Genomic DNA, 15,632 nt, shown 5'->3' on the forward strand with positions numbered 1-15,632 from the left:
TGGAAGGAAAGGCTGCATTCTTCATTCTATTCCTGTTAGCTGCGTATCACGCCGCGGATAAGCACCTTGGGACGATGGCGGTGAGGTGGCATGGCGAGCTTGCCTTGGTAAAGCCGCTGCGTCCAATCCCCACCGCCCTGGGATCCTTAAGATCACAGCCTCATGTCGAGATTGACCTTGAAGGCATGGCCTTGGGTGTGGCTGGCAAGCTGGCCCGAATAGGAGGCGCCCAAGGTTGTGTTGGGGGCAAGTGCGATGTCGACGCCGGCCTCGATCGCCAGCGCATCCTTGGCGAGCGGGGCGCCCGCTATCGTGAAGGACGAGCCGTTGTTGAAGGCGAGCTTTGCATTCTGGGTGACGTCGTCGAAGGCGTGCTGCCAGCCGAGCGTGCCGCGCAGGGTCAGCGTGGTCCCGGCGAGGTCGAAACCGGTCGAGGCATGGAGGCCCAATGTGGTGTAGACGGTGTCTGCTGAACTCTTCTGGGCTGTCAGCGCGGCCGTGGTGCCGCCCTTCTCGGCAAAACCATTCGTGTCCAGATGGACATAAGCGAGATTGGCGAAAGGCTCGAAGGCGCTCCGGCCCAGATCGAAGCGGTAGCTGAGTTCACCGAAGGCCTGCGCCGTCGCGGCATCGTACTGCCCTGAAAGCCTCTCGCGGAAGGCCGGGAATACGACATCGCGCTTGGTATCGACATTATGCCAGCCATAGATGGCGCCGGTACGAAAGCCGAGCTGTCCCCATTGCGTGCCGCCATAGAGGCCGAGCTGGTAGTTGTTGCTGGAGCCGTCGGAGGTCCGGGCGGAGACGTCGAAACTCGTATGGCTGTAGCCGGCGAGGACGCCGACGCGCCAGTCCCCGACCGGCGCGTCGATACCGCCGATGAAACCGCCGCTGGTGCGATCGAAGGAGGCCGCGTCGCCCGAACCCTTGGCTCTGCCGGTGGCGGCGAAAGGCGTGCCCCAGACGACGATACCGTCGGTGCTGCCCGTGGCGGCCCCGCCCGACGTTCCGGCGATACCGCCGAAGGCCGAGCGCAGGCGCCGGTTGGCGGCATCGCGCGGGTAGCGGCTGTCTTCGATGAAGGCGCCCTTGATATCGGCATGGATTTCGCCCGAAAGCGCATTCCCGTAGGGACGTACATAGCGGTAGAAGCCGATCGCAGTCTCGCCCGGATGGTTCGGGTCTTCCTCCCGGTTCAGGATATGCATCGACCAACCGTCGGGCGTGTTCTTGAAGACCAGGCCCTCGACCTCCTGCTCGCCATCGATCTTGAGATTGCCGATGAGTTCAACCTGGCCCGTCAGCAGATTGGCGCGGTAGATCAGCTTCTGGTCGTTATCGGTCGAAAAATACATCCAGCCATTGAAGATCTTACCCCCCTGTGCCTGATCGATGGTCTGCGACAAGGGAATGTATTTCTGGAACGACCAGTCCGAAAGGTTGTAGACGGCGAGTTCCGTGGCGTTCTCGTAGGCCATGCCGTAGCCGACGCCGTTCTTGGCGTCGACGGCCACCCAGCTGGCGACGTCATGCGTGCCATGGGGAGGACTGAGGGCGAAGGCCTGGCCGAGATAGGTCAGTGTCTTGGCGTCGTAGATCGCGAAGACCGGCCTTTCATATTTCCCGTTGGTGGTCGGCGAGCGGTTGCTCGTATCGAGCGAGATGTAGAGCTTGCCATCAGCATAGTCGATGTCGCCGATATGGTTGAGCCCGATATCGGAATATTGCGAAGGGTTCTTCAGGGCATCCGGAATGGCGGGGGTAACCAGCAATTTTGGATCGAAGGCGCCGTTGGTCATTTCCAGGGCATTGGTGCCGGAAAAATACCAATTGGTGCCATCGGTGGTGACGCCTTGCCCGCGGGAGGCGTCTACGCCGGAGAACAGTGATTTCTCGACCATGATCCAGGGCTCGACCGCGAGGGCCGGCAGGCTGGCGGCGGCGAGAAGCGGAGCACAGACAAGGCAGGGCCATGCAAGCTTGCGGAACAGATCAGGCTGTTTCTTGGGCCTATCAAGGGCGATGGAGGACATGGTCTCGTTCTCTCGTGGGCAGGTTCTTGTGGTTGCGCGGCAGCGTTCGCCGGCCTGCAAGCCGGCGATGATGTTCGGATTGGGTGGGTGACGAGCTAGCTCGGCCGGTGGCGGCTGCCGCCGGGCCATGGCCTCCCGATGGGCGCCGGACAATGGCCTCGCCCTGGATAATGGGAAGCAGATATGGAAGTCATGCCAGTATGGAAAATTCCATGCCGACGTGTGCCTGGTACAAACAAAGCATTCGGTTGCCGGTTCGTACCGTCATCCGCAGAGCGGACACTATGATCTCAACGAAATAGCGCGTTAAGCCTTGGATCCTGTCAATTGTAACTTATGCCTGGTCACGGGTTGGCCGCTTGGACACTTTTGCCCGATCAATTCGGCATGAGTCTCGACGGCGAGCGCGTTGTGGGCTTCATAGGGCCGGCTCGTGACATTAGTATGAATAATATGAAGAATAGAGATGGCCCGCCTGTGGATCGAGAGGACGGGCGGATACCCGCCCTGTCTGCCGAGGGCGACGGGTGCTGAAGGGGGGCGGGGATGGTGCTGAAACGCCGGATTTACTCGGCCGCCGCCCGATTGAGCGAGGCGATCAGGTCGGTGAAACGCTCGCCCTGCACCGCGACATGGTCGTAGAGGCGCGTGGAGGCGAGGGTACTGTCACCGGCGAGCAAAGCGTCGACGATGGCCTCATGCTCGGCCAGTGAGGTGCGCATGCGGTTGCGTACGCGCAGTTGCAGCCGGCGGAACGGGGCGAGGCGCTTGTGCAGGGCGGTGGCTTGTTCGGCGATGAAGTCGTTGCCACTGGCGACATAGATGGCGCGGTGGAAGCGCTCGTTCTCGTAGTAATAGACATCCATGTCGCCGCTGTCGGCCGCCTTGCGGCAGGCTTCCAGTGTCTCTTTCAGCGCGGCCTCGTCGCCCGGCAGCAGGCGGCGGGCTGCGAGGCGCCCGCAGATCGCCTCGAATTCGGCCATCAGGCTGAACATGTCGATCAGGCGCTTGGGATCGGGAGCACTGACGATGGCACCACGATGGGGGCGAATCTCGACAAGGCCGGCAGCCGCCAATTGCTGGAGAGCCTCGCGGATCGGCGTGCGCGAGACCCCGAACCGGGCTGCCAGCGAGACCTCGTCGAGCCGATCGCCGGGCTTGAATACCCCGGTGGCGATTTCTTCCTCGATCTGATTGCGCAGGCGCGTCGCGGGTTTTTCGTTCATGGCCGATATCCTCCGCAATTTCGTACGACTCCCGGGACAACGGAGTCAATCACGCAAAACTTGTATACAATTTTATTGTAACTGTTTCAAAACTGCAATAATGATGAATGCAACCGCAGGCGGAACCAGCCAGCCTCGGATGGATTGAAGAGGAAAACGCCATGTCACGTGCCTTGAGGCAGATGTCGCTTACCCGGAGGCAGATCCTGACTGCCGCACTTGCAACGCCATTGGTCATCCGGTCCGCCGGCGCTGCCCGCGCCGCCACCACGCTGAAGATGTCGCATCAATTTCCCGGCGGCACGGCCGAGCAGGGCGATTTTCGCGACCGACTCTGCCGCATCTTCGCCACCGAGGTGGAGAAGCGCACCAGCGGTGCCCTGAAATTCGACGTCTACGCCAATGCCTCGCTGATGAAGACCAATGCGCAGTTCTCGGCCATGCGCCGCGGCGCCTTGGACATGTCGCTGTTTCCGGTCGCCTATGCAGGGGGTGAACTGCACGCCACCAATCTGGGCCTGATGCCCTGCCTGGTGACGAGCTATGAGCAGGGCGCCGCCTGGAAGAATGCCGAGATCGGCAAGGCGCTCTCCGGCATCCTGGAGGCCAAGGGCATCAAGATCATCGCCTGGGTCTGGCAGGGCGGCGGCGTCGCCTCCCGCGGCAAGCCGGTGCTGACGCCCGACAGCTCCAAGGGGTTGAAGATCCGTGGCGGCAGCCGCGAAATGGACCTGATGTTCACCGCTGCCGGGGCACAGGTCTCCACCATGCCCTCGAACGAAATCTATATCGGCATGCAGACCAGTGCGCTCGACGCGGCCGTGACTTCGTCGACCAGCCTGATCTCGTTCCGCCTGGAGGAACTCGCCAAATCGCTGACCTCGGCGCGAAAAGGCTCCTTCTGGTTCATGCTCGAACCGCTGCTGATGTCGAAGACCATCTTCGACGCCCTGCCGGCCGATCAGCAGAAGGTGCTGCTCGACGTCGGCGCCGAAATGGAAGGCTGGGCCACCAAGCAGGCGCAGCATGACGACGAGGAGGTCGCCAAGGTCTATGCCGCCAAGGGTGTCGAAGTAGCCGATTTCAGTGCGGCCGACCTCGCCGAGTGGCGCAAGATCGCCGAAGCCAGTTCCTGGAAGGATTATGCGGCGCGCTCGAGCGAAGCTGCGGAGTTGCTGAAGCTCGCACAGAAGGTGGCGTGAGATGGGCGGCTCGATCCAGCATGACGCCATCCTTGCCGCCGACGAAGCCGGCCCGGCGGAGCAGGCAGGTGGGGCGCGGCGGGTGTTCGGGATGGTCAACGCCGTCGCCTTCCGGCTGTCGGCCGTGGCTCTGCTGGCAGCGGCCATCGTCCTCACCTTCGGTGTCATCACCGGGCATGTGACGCGCCAGTCGGTGCTCTGGCAGGATGAGGTCACCATCTACCTGATCGCCGGCGCCATCTTCCTGTCGGCGGCCTCGGTGCAGGCGGTGCGCGGCCATGTCGGCATCGACATCCTCGACCATTGGTTGCCGGCTGCCGCCGGCACCAGGCGGCTGGTTGTCGATGCGCTGGTGCTGTTCTTCTGCGTGCTGTTCGCCTGGAAATCGGGCTCGCTGCTGCACGAAGCCTGGGTGGACGAGCAGACCTCGCATTCGGCCTGGGGCCCGCCTCTGTGGATTCCCTATTCCCTGCTGACGGCAGGCATGGTGCTGCTGGCTGCGCAGGTCGCCCTGCAGGTGGCTGAACGATCGCTTCCGGTGTGCATCATCGTGCTGCTCGCGGTGGTTGCCTTCGGCCTATGGTCTCGGCCGCCGCTGCCGCTGCTGACCGGCCTGCCCCAATGGGGCATCGGCGTCGCCTACTGCGCGGCAACACTGATCGTGCTGTTCTCGGGCATGCCGATCGCCTTCGCGCTTGGCGTGGTGGCATTGACCTTCATGATCCTGTTCATGCCAGCGGCCTCGATCGACACGCTGGCACAGAATTTCTACGAGGAACTGGCCAATGTCATCATTCTTGCTATCCCGCTCTTTATCCTGAAGGGGGCGGCGATCGGCCGTTCCAATGCCGGCAAGGACCTCTACTCGGCCTTGCATGCCTGGCTCTATCGCATTCCGGGCGGGCTGGGCGTCGCCAACACGGTGGCCTGTGGCCTGTTCGCGGCCATGGCGGGCTCCTCGCCCGCAACCTGCTCGGCCATCGGCGCCGCCGGCATCCCCGAGATGCGGGCCCGCGGCTATTCGGGCGGCTTTGCCGCGGGGATCATCGCGGCCGGCGGTACGCTCGGCATCCTCCTGCCGCCCTCGGTCACCATGCTGCTCTATGCGGTGGCGGCGGAGGTATCGCTCGGCAAGCTGTTCCTGGCCGGAATCGGTCCCGGCCTGCTCCTGATGACGATGTTCGCCATCTACGCCATGCTGCATTACCGCAAGGAGAAGCGGCAGGCCCTGGTCCAGGCCGAGCGCACCGGCGTGCGTTCGGCCATCCTGCACGAGGAGAGCTATACCTTCGCCCAGAAGCTTCGCATGATCGGCTGGGTGGTGCCTTTCGTCTCCATCCTCGCCGGCGTGATGGTGGTGCTCTATGCCGGCTGGGCGACGCCCTCGGAGACGGCCGGCGTCGGCGCCGTGCTCGCCTTGGTGGTGATCTCGGCCATGTACGGCATCTGGCGGCCCTCCAAGGTGATGCCGATCCTCTCCGGCACGCTCAGGGAATCGACCATGCTGTTGATGATCATCGGCATGTCGCTGCTCTATTCCTATGTGATGAGCTATCTGCAGATCAGCCAGTCGGCGGCCGCCTGGATCATCAGCCTGAACCTGTCGAAATGGCTGCTGCTCACCGCCATCCTGCTCTTCGTGGTCGTCCTCGGCTTCTTCCTGCCGCCGGTCTCGATCATCCTGATGACGGCGCCGATCATCCTGCCGCCCTTGAAAGCGGCCGGCTTCGACCTGATCTGGTTTGGTGTGGTGATGACCATCGTCATGGAGATGGGCCTGATTCATCCGCCGGTCGGGCTCAACATCTTCGTGATCAAGAATATCGCGCCGGACATCCCGCTCGGGGATATCATGCGCGGGACGCTGCCTTTCGTCGGATTGATGGCGTTGGCGGTGGTGCTGGCCTGCCTGATCCCCGGCCTCGCCACTTGGCTGCCCGGTCTGATCATGGGGTAATCCAATGAATTGGCATGGTGAACAGCGATGAGCAGAAACTTCCTGCAGGAATTCCTGGAAGCGGTCGCCGAACGGGGAAGGGGCCTCATCGGCCTCGAACGCCCCGCATCCCCGGTGCGATCGGCCGATCTGCTGGCCCTCAGCAATGCGTTGCTGACCGGCCGGGGCGAAGTTTCCGGTGTTGCCCTGGCGCAGCAATGGCTCGACGCCTATGCCGCGGCCGATGAGGAACAAAGGCGGCACCATCTGGCGGCGCTGGCCGACGGTTTCGGCCCCGACCAGCCGCGCCTCGATGCGGCGATCGAGGCCTATCTGCAGGACAAGTCGCCCCGGGCCATGGCCGAGCTCAGCGTTGCCGCCGAGCCGAGGCGCCAGGAGCTCTTCCGCCGGCTCAACCGCCCCGCCGGGGGCACGGCTGCCCTGGTACGGCTGCGCGAGGACGTACTCGCCGGCCTGCCGGGTAATGAGAAGCTGGAGGCCCTCGATGCGGATCTCGCCCATCTGTTCTCGTCCTGGTTCAACCGGGGCTTCCTGATGCTGAAGCGGATCGACTGGACGACGCCGGCGAACATCCTGGCCAAGATCATCCAGTATGAGGCGGTGCATACCATCCATAGCTGGGACGATCTGCGCAGTCGGCTGGAGCCTTCGGACCGGCGTTGCTTCGCCTTTTTCCATCCGCAGATGGCGGATGAGCCGCTGGTGTTCGTCGAGGTCGCCCTGACGCAGGACATACCGGGGACGATCGCGCCTCTGCTCGATCTCGAACGCAAGCCGATCCGGGCCGAGGATGCGACTACCGCGGTGTTCTACTCGATCTCCAACTGCCAGGTCGGCCTGCGCCGCGTGTCCTTCGGCAATCTCCTGATCAAGCAGGTGGTCGAGGAACTGAGGCGCGACCTGCCGAAGCTGAAGAATTTCGTCACCCTGTCGCCGGTTCCCGGCTTCATGGGCTGGCTTAAGCGCGAACTCGCCAAGGAGGAGCCGCATATTCCTGGCGTGGCCGATCTGACGGTGCTGGAGGGGCTGTTCAGGCCGGCCGAACAGGGTGGCACCGGGCCGACGGAGACCATGCGCGAGGCGCAGCTCGCGGCTGCCGCCCATTATTTCCTCGCTGCAAGAACATCGTCGGGCGCGCCGGTCGATCCGGTGGCGCGCTTCCATCTCGGCAATGGCGCCCGTCTCGAACGCATCAACTGGCGCGGCGACGTTTCGCCGAACGGGCTGCGCCAGGCCGGCGGCCTCATGGTCAACTACCTCTACGATCTCGATGCCATCGAGGCCAATCACGAGGCTTTCGCCAATCAGGGCGTCATCGCCGCGAGCCCGGCCGTGCGCAAGCTCCTGAAAACCGTGGAAGCGAAGCCCGCGCGTCGCAAGCCGGCCGTACCGGCCTTGCCGCCGCCCGCTGCCAACTCCAAAACGGCCGGCCGGCCGTCATCCAATCCCTGAGGAAATTTGCGTGTCGAACCATCTCTTCACCCTGATCCGTTCCCGGATGCCGGAACCGGGGAAACCCTTCCTGACCCTCGCCGACGGCAGCGGCTTCGACTATGGCGCCGTGCTCGCCTGGTCGGGTCGCTATGCCAATGCCTTGCGCGGCTACGGGGTCGAGACTGGCGATCGCGTGGTCGTCCAGGTCGAGAAGAGCCCGCAAGCGGTGTTTCTCTATCTTGCCTGTGTGCGGGCCGGTGCGGTGTTCGTGCCTCTCAACACCGCCTATACCAAGGCCGAGCTCGACTATTTCGTCGGCGATGCCGAACCGCGCCTGCTGGTCTGCGCACCGGAAAAGGCGGGCGAACTCGGCGAGATCGGCACCCGGCTCGGTGCCGCCGTCGCGACGTTGGGAAGCCATGACGACGGGTCGCTCGCCGAGGCGGCGAAAGGCGCACCGGAAAGTTTCGACGACGTCGCGCGCGGCGAGGACGACCTGGCGGCGCTGCTCTACACGTCCGGCACCACGGGGCGCTCCAAGGGCGCGATGTTGACGCATGGAAACTTGGCGTCCAACGCCGTCACCCTGGCCGACTATTGGCGTTTCAGCCAGGCCGACGTGCTGCTGCACGCTTTGCCGATCTTTCATACGCATGGCCTGTTCGTGGCCATCAACACCATCTTGATGGCGGGCTCCTCGCTGATCTTCCTGCCGCGCTTCGATGCGGCGGAAGTGCTGCACCACCTGCCCAAGGCCACCTCCATGATGGGCGTGCCGACCTTCTATGTGCGCCTCCTGCAGCAGGAGGGCCTCACGCCCGAGGCGACCGCCCATATGCGGCTGTTCGTGTCGGGATCGGCTCCCTTGCTGTCGGAGACTCATGAGCAATGGAGAGCGCGTACGGGCCATGCCATTCTCGAGCGTTACGGCATGACCGAAACCAATATGATCACCTCCAACCCCTATGACGGCGCGCGCGTGGCCGGCGCCGTCGGCATGCCCCTGCCGGGTATCTCCCTGCGCATCGTGAAGCCCGAGACGGGCGAGCCTCTGCCGCAGGGCGAGATCGGCATGATCGAGGTGAAGGGCCCCAACGTGTTCAAGGGCTATTGGCGCATGCCGGAAAAGACCAGGTCCGAGTTTCGGCCGGATGGTTTCTTCATCACCGGCGATCTCGGCAAGATCGACGCCGATGGTTATGTCCATATCGTCGGGCGCGGCAAGGACCTGGTGATTACAGGTGGCTACAACGTCTATCCCAAGGAAGTGGAGACGGAGATCGACGGCATTCCCGGCGTGTTCGAAAGCGCCGTCATCGGCGTGCCGCATGCCGATTTCGGCGAGGGGGTGACGGCAGTCGTGGTGCGCAAGCCCGGCGCCACGGTGGAGGAGCGGACGATCCTCCAGACCCTGGAGGGGCGCCTTGCCAAGTTCAAGCAGCCCAAGCGCGTGCTCTTCGTCGACGAGTTGCCGCGTAACACCATGGGCAAGGTCCAGAAGAACGTGCTGCAGACGACCTACAAGGATCTTTACGTGCGGGGATGAGTATGGTGGCCTTCTCCCCCTGCGGGTATCGTCAACTCTCTTGAGTTGACTAGAGGTCCCGGCAGGGGAATGAGGGGAGAAGCATGACCTTCCAAGACATGCGCCAACACCCCTCATCCGCCCCCACGTTCTTTACTTGAACGCGTGGTCCTTATGGGACCACGCTACGGCACCTTCTCCCGCAAGGGGAGAAGGTTTTCGGCCTCAACCCAGCTTCGGCTCGAGCTGCGTCGACCACAATGCCGCATCGGCGGCGTCGCGCAGGGTGACGGTCATCACCCGCGTGTCGGCGGCGATGGCGACATGGCCGAAGAATTGCAGGCCGGCCGCGGGCGACAGGTTCTGCTGGCCGCCTTCCGGTGCCTTCACATATTTGAGCTCGGGCCCGAAGGTCATGTCGAGGTCGTTGGGGCCGAACGTGCCCGAGTGGAGCGGACCGGAGACGAATTCCCAGAAGGGGTCGAAATCCTGGAAGGCCGCCTTGTCCGGGTTGTAGTAATGGGCGGCGGTGTAGTGGACGTCCGCCGTCAGCCATACCGTGTTCTTGACGCCGGCCGCCCTGATGAAGCGCAGGAGATCGGCGAATTCGAGCTCGCGGCCGAGCGGCTTGCCATTGTCGTTGTTCGAGACGGCCTCGAAGCCCTTCTTCTGGTCGGCCTTGTCCCACACCACCAGAGCCAGCGGCATGTCGGCGGCGATCACCTTCCAGGTCGCCTTGGAATTGGCGAGCTCACGCTTGAGCCAGGCAAGCTGCTCGGCGCCGAGGAAGGCCTCTTCCCCGCCTTCGGTGGTCTGCAGATTGGCGCCGTTCGGGCCGCGATAGGTACGCATGTCGAGCATGAAGACGTCGAGCAGCGGGCCGTATGGGATCTTGCGATAGACCCGGCGCGGTTCGGCCAGCGTGGTGGCGATCGGCATATATTCGTGGAAGGCCTGTGCGGCGCGCGCCGCCAGGGCCGCAATCGACTTTTCCTTGTAGCGATCGTCGCTGAGCAGGTCCTTGGAGGACGACCAGTTGTTGGTCACCTCATGGTCGTCCCACTGGGTGATGACCGGAACCTGCTGGTAGAGAGCGCGGAAGTTCTTGTCCACGAGGTTGTATTTGTACTGTCCGCGATATTCGTCGAGGGTCTCGGCGACCTTGGACTTTTCCGGCGTGACGATGTTCTTCCAGATGGTGCCGTCCGGCAGCTTCACCTCGGGCTTGATCACGCCGTCAGCATAGATGTTGTCGCCCGAATGGATGAAGAAATCCGGATTGTGCTTGAGCATGGCCGAATAGATCTTCATGCCGCCGCGGTCGGCATCGATGCCCCAGCCCTGGCCGGCCGTGTCGCCGGACCAGACGAAGGAGACGTCACGCAGTCCTGCCGGGGCCGAACGCAGGTGCCCAGTGACCACTTCGCTCTCGACGCTGGTATGGGCGAGATCCTGGAAGCGCACGCGGTAGAAGATCTCCTGATCGGCCGGTAAGCCTTCGGCCAGGACCTTCACGGTGTAGTCGGTCTCGGGCGAGGCGGTCACCGTCGGCAGCCGGTTCACCGTCTTGAAGCTCTCGGTCGTCGACCATTCGAAGATCGCATTGGCCGGGCGGTCCGTGCGCGACCACAGCACCGCCCTGTCGCCGGCGACGTCACCCGACTGCAGGCCGGCCGTAACTTCGGGGCGGTCGGCGGCGCGGGACAGGCCCGGCATGGCGAACGTGCCCGTGGCCCCGAGCAGGCCGGTTGCGGCTGTTGCGGTAAGGAAGCGGCGGCGGGACAGAGGTCTTTCGATGAAGCGCATGGCGACTCTCCAGCTTGAAATGCGCTCCTTCTTGGCCATCGACATGACAGTGGCATGTCAAATGGTTGGAGGAATTATAAAGAGGGTTGTCGGCATCGAACGTTCCCACGCTTTCACCAGACGGATTCATGAGTCAGGCGGCCGGTGATGTGGCATAGGAAAGGTCGGCATTCGTCCAGTGAATCGGGGAATCGATGGTTGCTTCGAGCTGTTTCGGCGTTTGGCACAAGACCGTTAGAGCGACCCTGCTAGCCGGTATGATGCTGGCCATCGGTTTGCCGGGGAAGCCGGCCGTCGCCGGGCCTGCGACAGATGGCGGCGCCAGGGAGATCACCGACGCCTTGGGCCGCAATCTCGGCAAGGTCTGGATCGACAAGGGCGTCATCAGCGTGAAGCCCGATGGCGAGGGCTACGATCTCGCACTCGACATCGGTAGTGCCAAGCTCGGCCTGCCCGGCGATGGGATGACATTCAGCCTGAAGCCTTTCACCCTCCGGCTCACGCCGAAGGGAGAGCGACGCTTTGCCTTCGAACTTCCCAAATCCACACTCGAGCTGACTTACAGGAACCCAGCCTTGTTTTTCAGCGAAGAAGGATCGCGTCGCTTGGTGAACTGTTTCGGCGAAGGCCTGCTCGATCTGGATGCCTTCCTGGTTTCGGAGGGCAATCTTCAATGCGAAAGCAGCACCGCCTCCAACTCCGTCGGTGTCTTTGGAGGGGAGGGCAAGACAGGGCTCATCAGTCTCAAGTTGGCCGGCACGGCGTTGGCGGACGGAAACATCGATGGCCGGATATCCTATGAGGTATCGAGTTTTGTCGAAACCTTCGGCGCCAGGATTGGCGATGCCTTGCCGACGTCGCTGCCGAAACCGGAGATGACCACCAAAGTCGACGGAATTCGTCACGATTTTTCCGTTTCGGGCCTGAGGAAGGCTGGATTGACGACAGCCTTTGCTTTTCTATCCGATCGGTTTCTCCGCGGGCCTGGCACTGCAACGCGCGCGGAGATTGAGGCGCTCGCCAAGGGCGTCATGCCGCTTTGGAGCAATGCCTCGCTGAAGTCGCACTATGAGAATCTGCGTTGGGGCACGCCTCGTGGGCCGATCAAGTTCGCCGTCATCGACGCAGCCATGAAGAATGAGGGCCTGGTCGAGCATACCGACCTGGATGGGACCTTAAATGTTTCCGGCATGCAGGTACCCGGAACCGTGCTACCCAGTTGGGCCGCCATCTTGGTGCCGGAGAAGATCACGCTCGATACCAGGTTGAAAGATCTCGATCTGGAAAGCCTTGTCGATGGCGCGATCGAGGTGGCTACCAGGGGCGGCTCGCCGGTGCCAGGGGAAATGCATGCTCTTTTGTTGCGTGTCTTCAGCAATAATCGGGCGACACTCGCATTTGATGCGACGGCAACGGCCTCCGGCTACGACATCAAGGGGCAGGGGATGACGTCGATGTTCCCCTCGCAAGGAGGCAAGGCTATCATTTCGGCCGCGGGTGTCGATGCCATAGACGCAGTTCTCGCCAAGGCGGCTGTTTCCGATCCCATGTCCCGGCGCGCTGCATTGGGGGTCGCCTTCCTCAAGGGCCTGGCAAAGACGGGGTCCGATGGCCGGTTGATCTGGAATGTCGAGTTCGAGAGGCAGATGAGCAAGATCACGGTGAACGGCCAGTCCTTTGGGCCCGGAACGCGCCAGTAGCAACGCTGTCTGGTGATTCAGACACATAGCTTGCAGCAAAATTTCACAGGCAGCACGCTTTCACCTGTGGCACAAAGCGTTGGGAGATTTGGCGGAAACGTCAAGAATCGCAAAGACACGCCGAACCAGAGAGCTGGAGCAAAGTAGAGTTTCCGTCCAAATGGCTTTGCTCCAGGGGACGAAATCTTTCAAATGGCAGACCGGGTATTTTATGATTTTCCTGAAGAAATCTGAGCGTAAATACGGTGTTCGGCGCCGGGTCATTCTGGCCAGCGTGGCGCTTGTCGCGCAGGCCTCCTCACAGGCCCTGGCTGAACCCGCCACCGAGCAAGGCGCCAAGGCGATCCGCGACGAGATCGCCCGCTATCTCGGCCCGAAAGTGTTCGAGAAGGGTATCGTCACGGTCAAACCCAATGGCGAGAGCTATGATCTCACCTATGATGTCAGCAGCAGCAAGCTCGGCCTGCCCGCAGATGGCGCCCAATTCAGCTTCGGCCCGTTTACCGCCCGCCTGATCCCCCAGGGGGACGGTAAATATGCTTTTGAGCAGAACAGTCCTGCGCTCGATATGGTCTACAAATCGGGCAAGGCCGGACCGCAGAGCGAACTGGTCCAGCGCTTGAAGAATTGTACCGGAAAGGGCGTCTATGACCCCAAGGCCGAGCAATTCACCGAACAGGCCATGCGTTGCGAGTCCGCTGCCCTGACGATGCGTTCGCCGCTCGAGGACATCGACGCCACCGTCGGCAAGATCGATTTCACCATCACCGGCAAAACGGGGGAGGCCGGCACGACGGATCTGAACGTGACGGGCGACCTGCTGGACCTCGTCGAGACGGTTACCGTCAAGGATCCCGCCAATCCGGCGCCGCCGATGGTGCTGCGTGCGGATCGCGTGCACGAGACTTTCGTGGCCAATGGCTCCAGTGGCGCGCAATTCATGCAGGCCCTGGCCTATTTCGCGGCCCGCAAGGTGGGGGACAATGGCAAGGCGGCCCAAGAGCAGGCGCGGGCCAAGCTGAAGGCCGTGCTGCCGCTGTGGAAAACACTGTCCGCGCAGATCCGCTATGACAACATGACGGTGGGGACGCCCAAGGGCATCATCAGGATTGCCACGGTGGATACCAACCTCGCTTCGAACGGCCTGGTGAAGACGGGCAATGTCGGCCTGAATCTGGCCATGAGCGGCCTTGCCCTGCCGGATGGCATGCTGCCCGACTGGGCCAAGTCTCTGGTGCCGGAAAAGGCGACGCTCGATTTCAACCTGACCGGGCTCGATCTCGAGACGATCGCCGGCAAGATGATCGAGGTTGGCACCGACACCAAACCGGCTCAACCGGATGCGCTCAAGGCGGCGCTGATGCCATTGCTTCTGGCGGGCCAGCCCAAGCTCGCTTTCGGCCAGAGCCTGACGGCGCCCGCCTTCGACGTGAAGGGGCAGGGGGAGACGTCGCTGCTGCCGGCGCAGCAGGGCAAGGCGACGGTTTCGGCCTCCAACCTGGATGAGATCGCCGCCGCTCTCGGCAAGGCCGGTGCCTCCGATCCGGGGCCGCAGCGTGCGGCCATGGGTATCGCCTTCCTCAAGGGGCTGGCCAAGACCGGGCCGGACGGCCGGCTGACCTGGGACATCGACTTCGACAGTCTTGCCCGCAAAGTCACGGTGAACGGTCAGTCCTTCGGGCCGGGCGCGCAGAAATAGAGCGCTCCCAAACGGCGGGCAGGATTCCGAGGGCGGCTTTACCGAAAGGCTGCCCTCTTCGCGTCTGGAGCAACTCGATCAGGCAAGCTCCTTGGCCAGCAAATGGCGGACTTCCGCCACAAGGGCGGATTCGCCGGCCTGGGGCGGCAGGATGGAGAATTCGATGTCCGGCATGGCCGGCAGGCCGAAATCGCCATCGAGAGTGGCCATGCCGGCCGGTATGGCGGAACGGTTGAGGCAGGCCAAGCCCAGGCCGGCGGCGAGCGCCAAATGCAGGCCGGCGACCCCGGCGGCCGAATGGGCGATCTCGTAGTCGATATCGCTTTGGTTGAGCGTGCGGATGATCAGGCGCTGAAGGGAACAGGCCTCGGGAAGCACGACCAGCGGCAGCCGCCGGGCCGCATCAAGGGCAAGGGCGGGCGAGGCGATCCAGGACAAGGGCTCGCGGCCGAGCCGGATGCGGCCGTCCTCGTCGGACGCACTGTCGTCGTCGAGAAGGCGCATGGACAGGCCGATGTCGAAGTCGCGGCGGTTTTCGATCATCAGGCTCTGGCGGGTCGCGACATGCAGCTTGAGCTGCGGATAGCGCTCGCGCAGGTGCTTGAGCAGGAGCGTGATCGTCGCCGGGCGGAAATAGTCGGTTATGGCCAGGCGCAGATCGCCGGCGAGCGGCATACCCAGGACATCGCGAAAAGCTTCCTCGCTGAGCGCCAGCAGCCGGCGTGCGTGCACGACCAGGCGTTCGCCGGCGGATGTGAGGCTGGCGCCGAGCTTGCCGCGCACCAGCAAGGTCACGCCGCAATGCTGCTCGAGCTTGCGCATCTGTTCGCTGACGGCCGATTGCGAGCGATGAACCCGTGGCGCTGCTGCCGACAGGCTGCCTGTCTCCGCAATGGCGACGAGGGTCTGCAGGAGATCGAGGTCGAAGGGGCGCATTTATCCATCTGCTTTCCTGATGGATGATATCATATATTCCCGATTTTCCGATTGGAAGCGCGCCCTTATACAATTGCGATCCGCGTTGAAGGAGCCGACGGGCCGTCGGAGTTT

General features: G+C 63.1%; 10 protein-coding genes and 1 pseudogene. 7 read left to right on the top strand and 4 right to left on the bottom strand.

Going from position 1 to position 15,632, the window contains the following annotated elements; genetic code table 11:
• Positions 1 to 152: 152 nt before the first annotated feature.
• Complete coding sequence (locus ACTJKX_RS13375; protein ID WP_440725541.1) at positions 153 to 2,033, bottom strand: autotransporter outer membrane beta-barrel domain-containing protein; 1,881 nt, start codon at positions 2,031 to 2,033, stop codon at positions 153 to 155.
• Positions 2,034 to 2,599: 566 nt separating this feature from the next.
• A complete protein-coding gene (locus ACTJKX_RS13380) occupies positions 2,600 to 3,259 on the bottom strand; it encodes a GntR family transcriptional regulator (RefSeq protein ID WP_311935360.1) in 660 nt (219 codons plus the stop codon).
• Between the two features lie 161 nt (positions 3,260 to 3,420).
• On the opposite strand from ACTJKX_RS13380, the gene dctP reads away from it, so the two are divergent.
• The 5 genes and pseudogenes from dctP to ACTJKX_RS13405 all read left to right on the top strand — a co-directional run bounded on the left by dctP (position 3,421) and on the right by ACTJKX_RS13405 (position 9,398).
• Positions 3,421 to 4,461, top strand: a complete 1,041-nt coding sequence (gene dctP, locus ACTJKX_RS13385; RefSeq protein ID WP_440725542.1) for a TRAP transporter substrate-binding protein DctP — start codon at positions 3,421 to 3,423, stop codon at positions 4,459 to 4,461.
• Positions 4,462 to 4,552: 91 nt separating this feature from the next.
• Positions 4,553 to 4,978: pseudogene (locus tag ACTJKX_RS13390) on the top strand (TRAP transporter small permease); the annotation flags it as partial.
• A gap of 96 nt (positions 4,979 to 5,074) precedes the next feature.
• Entirely contained in the window at positions 5,075 to 6,418 is a 1,344-nt protein-coding gene (locus ACTJKX_RS13395; protein ID WP_440725580.1) for a TRAP transporter large permease, read from the top strand.
• Between the two features lie 27 nt (positions 6,419 to 6,445).
• The gene (locus ACTJKX_RS13400; RefSeq protein WP_311935356.1) at positions 6,446 to 7,870 is read left to right on the top strand and encodes a malonyl-CoA decarboxylase; all 1,425 of its coding nucleotides are present in this window, start codon (positions 6,446 to 6,448) and stop codon (positions 7,868 to 7,870) included.
• A gap of 10 nt (positions 7,871 to 7,880) precedes the next feature.
• Positions 7,881 to 9,398 (top strand): malonate--CoA ligase, encoded by a 1,518-nt coding sequence (locus ACTJKX_RS13405; RefSeq protein WP_440725543.1) that lies wholly within the window; start codon positions 7,881 to 7,883, stop codon positions 9,396 to 9,398.
• A gap of 204 nt (positions 9,399 to 9,602) precedes the next feature.
• Here ACTJKX_RS13405 and ACTJKX_RS13410 read toward each other — a convergent pair whose 3' ends face one another.
• Positions 9,603 to 11,183, bottom strand: a complete 1,581-nt coding sequence (locus tag ACTJKX_RS13410; RefSeq protein ID WP_440725544.1) for an alkaline phosphatase D family protein — start codon at positions 11,181 to 11,183, stop codon at positions 9,603 to 9,605.
• Positions 11,184 to 11,524: 341 nt separating this feature from the next.
• Here ACTJKX_RS13410 and ACTJKX_RS13415 point away from each other — a divergent pair, with 341 nt between their 5' ends.
• Positions 11,525 to 12,883, top strand: a complete 1,359-nt coding sequence (locus ACTJKX_RS13415; RefSeq protein WP_440725545.1) for a hypothetical protein — start codon at positions 11,525 to 11,527, stop codon at positions 12,881 to 12,883.
• Between the two features lie 211 nt (positions 12,884 to 13,094).
• Entirely contained in the window at positions 13,095 to 14,582 is a 1,488-nt protein-coding gene (locus ACTJKX_RS13420; protein WP_394308201.1) for a hypothetical protein, read from the top strand.
• 78 nt (positions 14,583 to 14,660) lie between these two features.
• Here ACTJKX_RS13420 and ACTJKX_RS13425 read toward each other — a convergent pair whose 3' ends face one another.
• Positions 14,661 to 15,518, bottom strand: coding sequence for a LysR family transcriptional regulator (locus tag ACTJKX_RS13425; protein WP_440725546.1), 858 nt, complete (start codon positions 15,516 to 15,518; stop codon positions 14,661 to 14,663).
• Positions 15,519 to 15,632: the final 114 nt, after the last annotated feature.

Source organism: Labrys sp. 22185 (assembly GCF_052045555.1).
GTDB classification, from domain to species: Bacteria; Pseudomonadota; Alphaproteobacteria; order Rhizobiales; family Labraceae; genus Labrys; species Labrys neptuniae.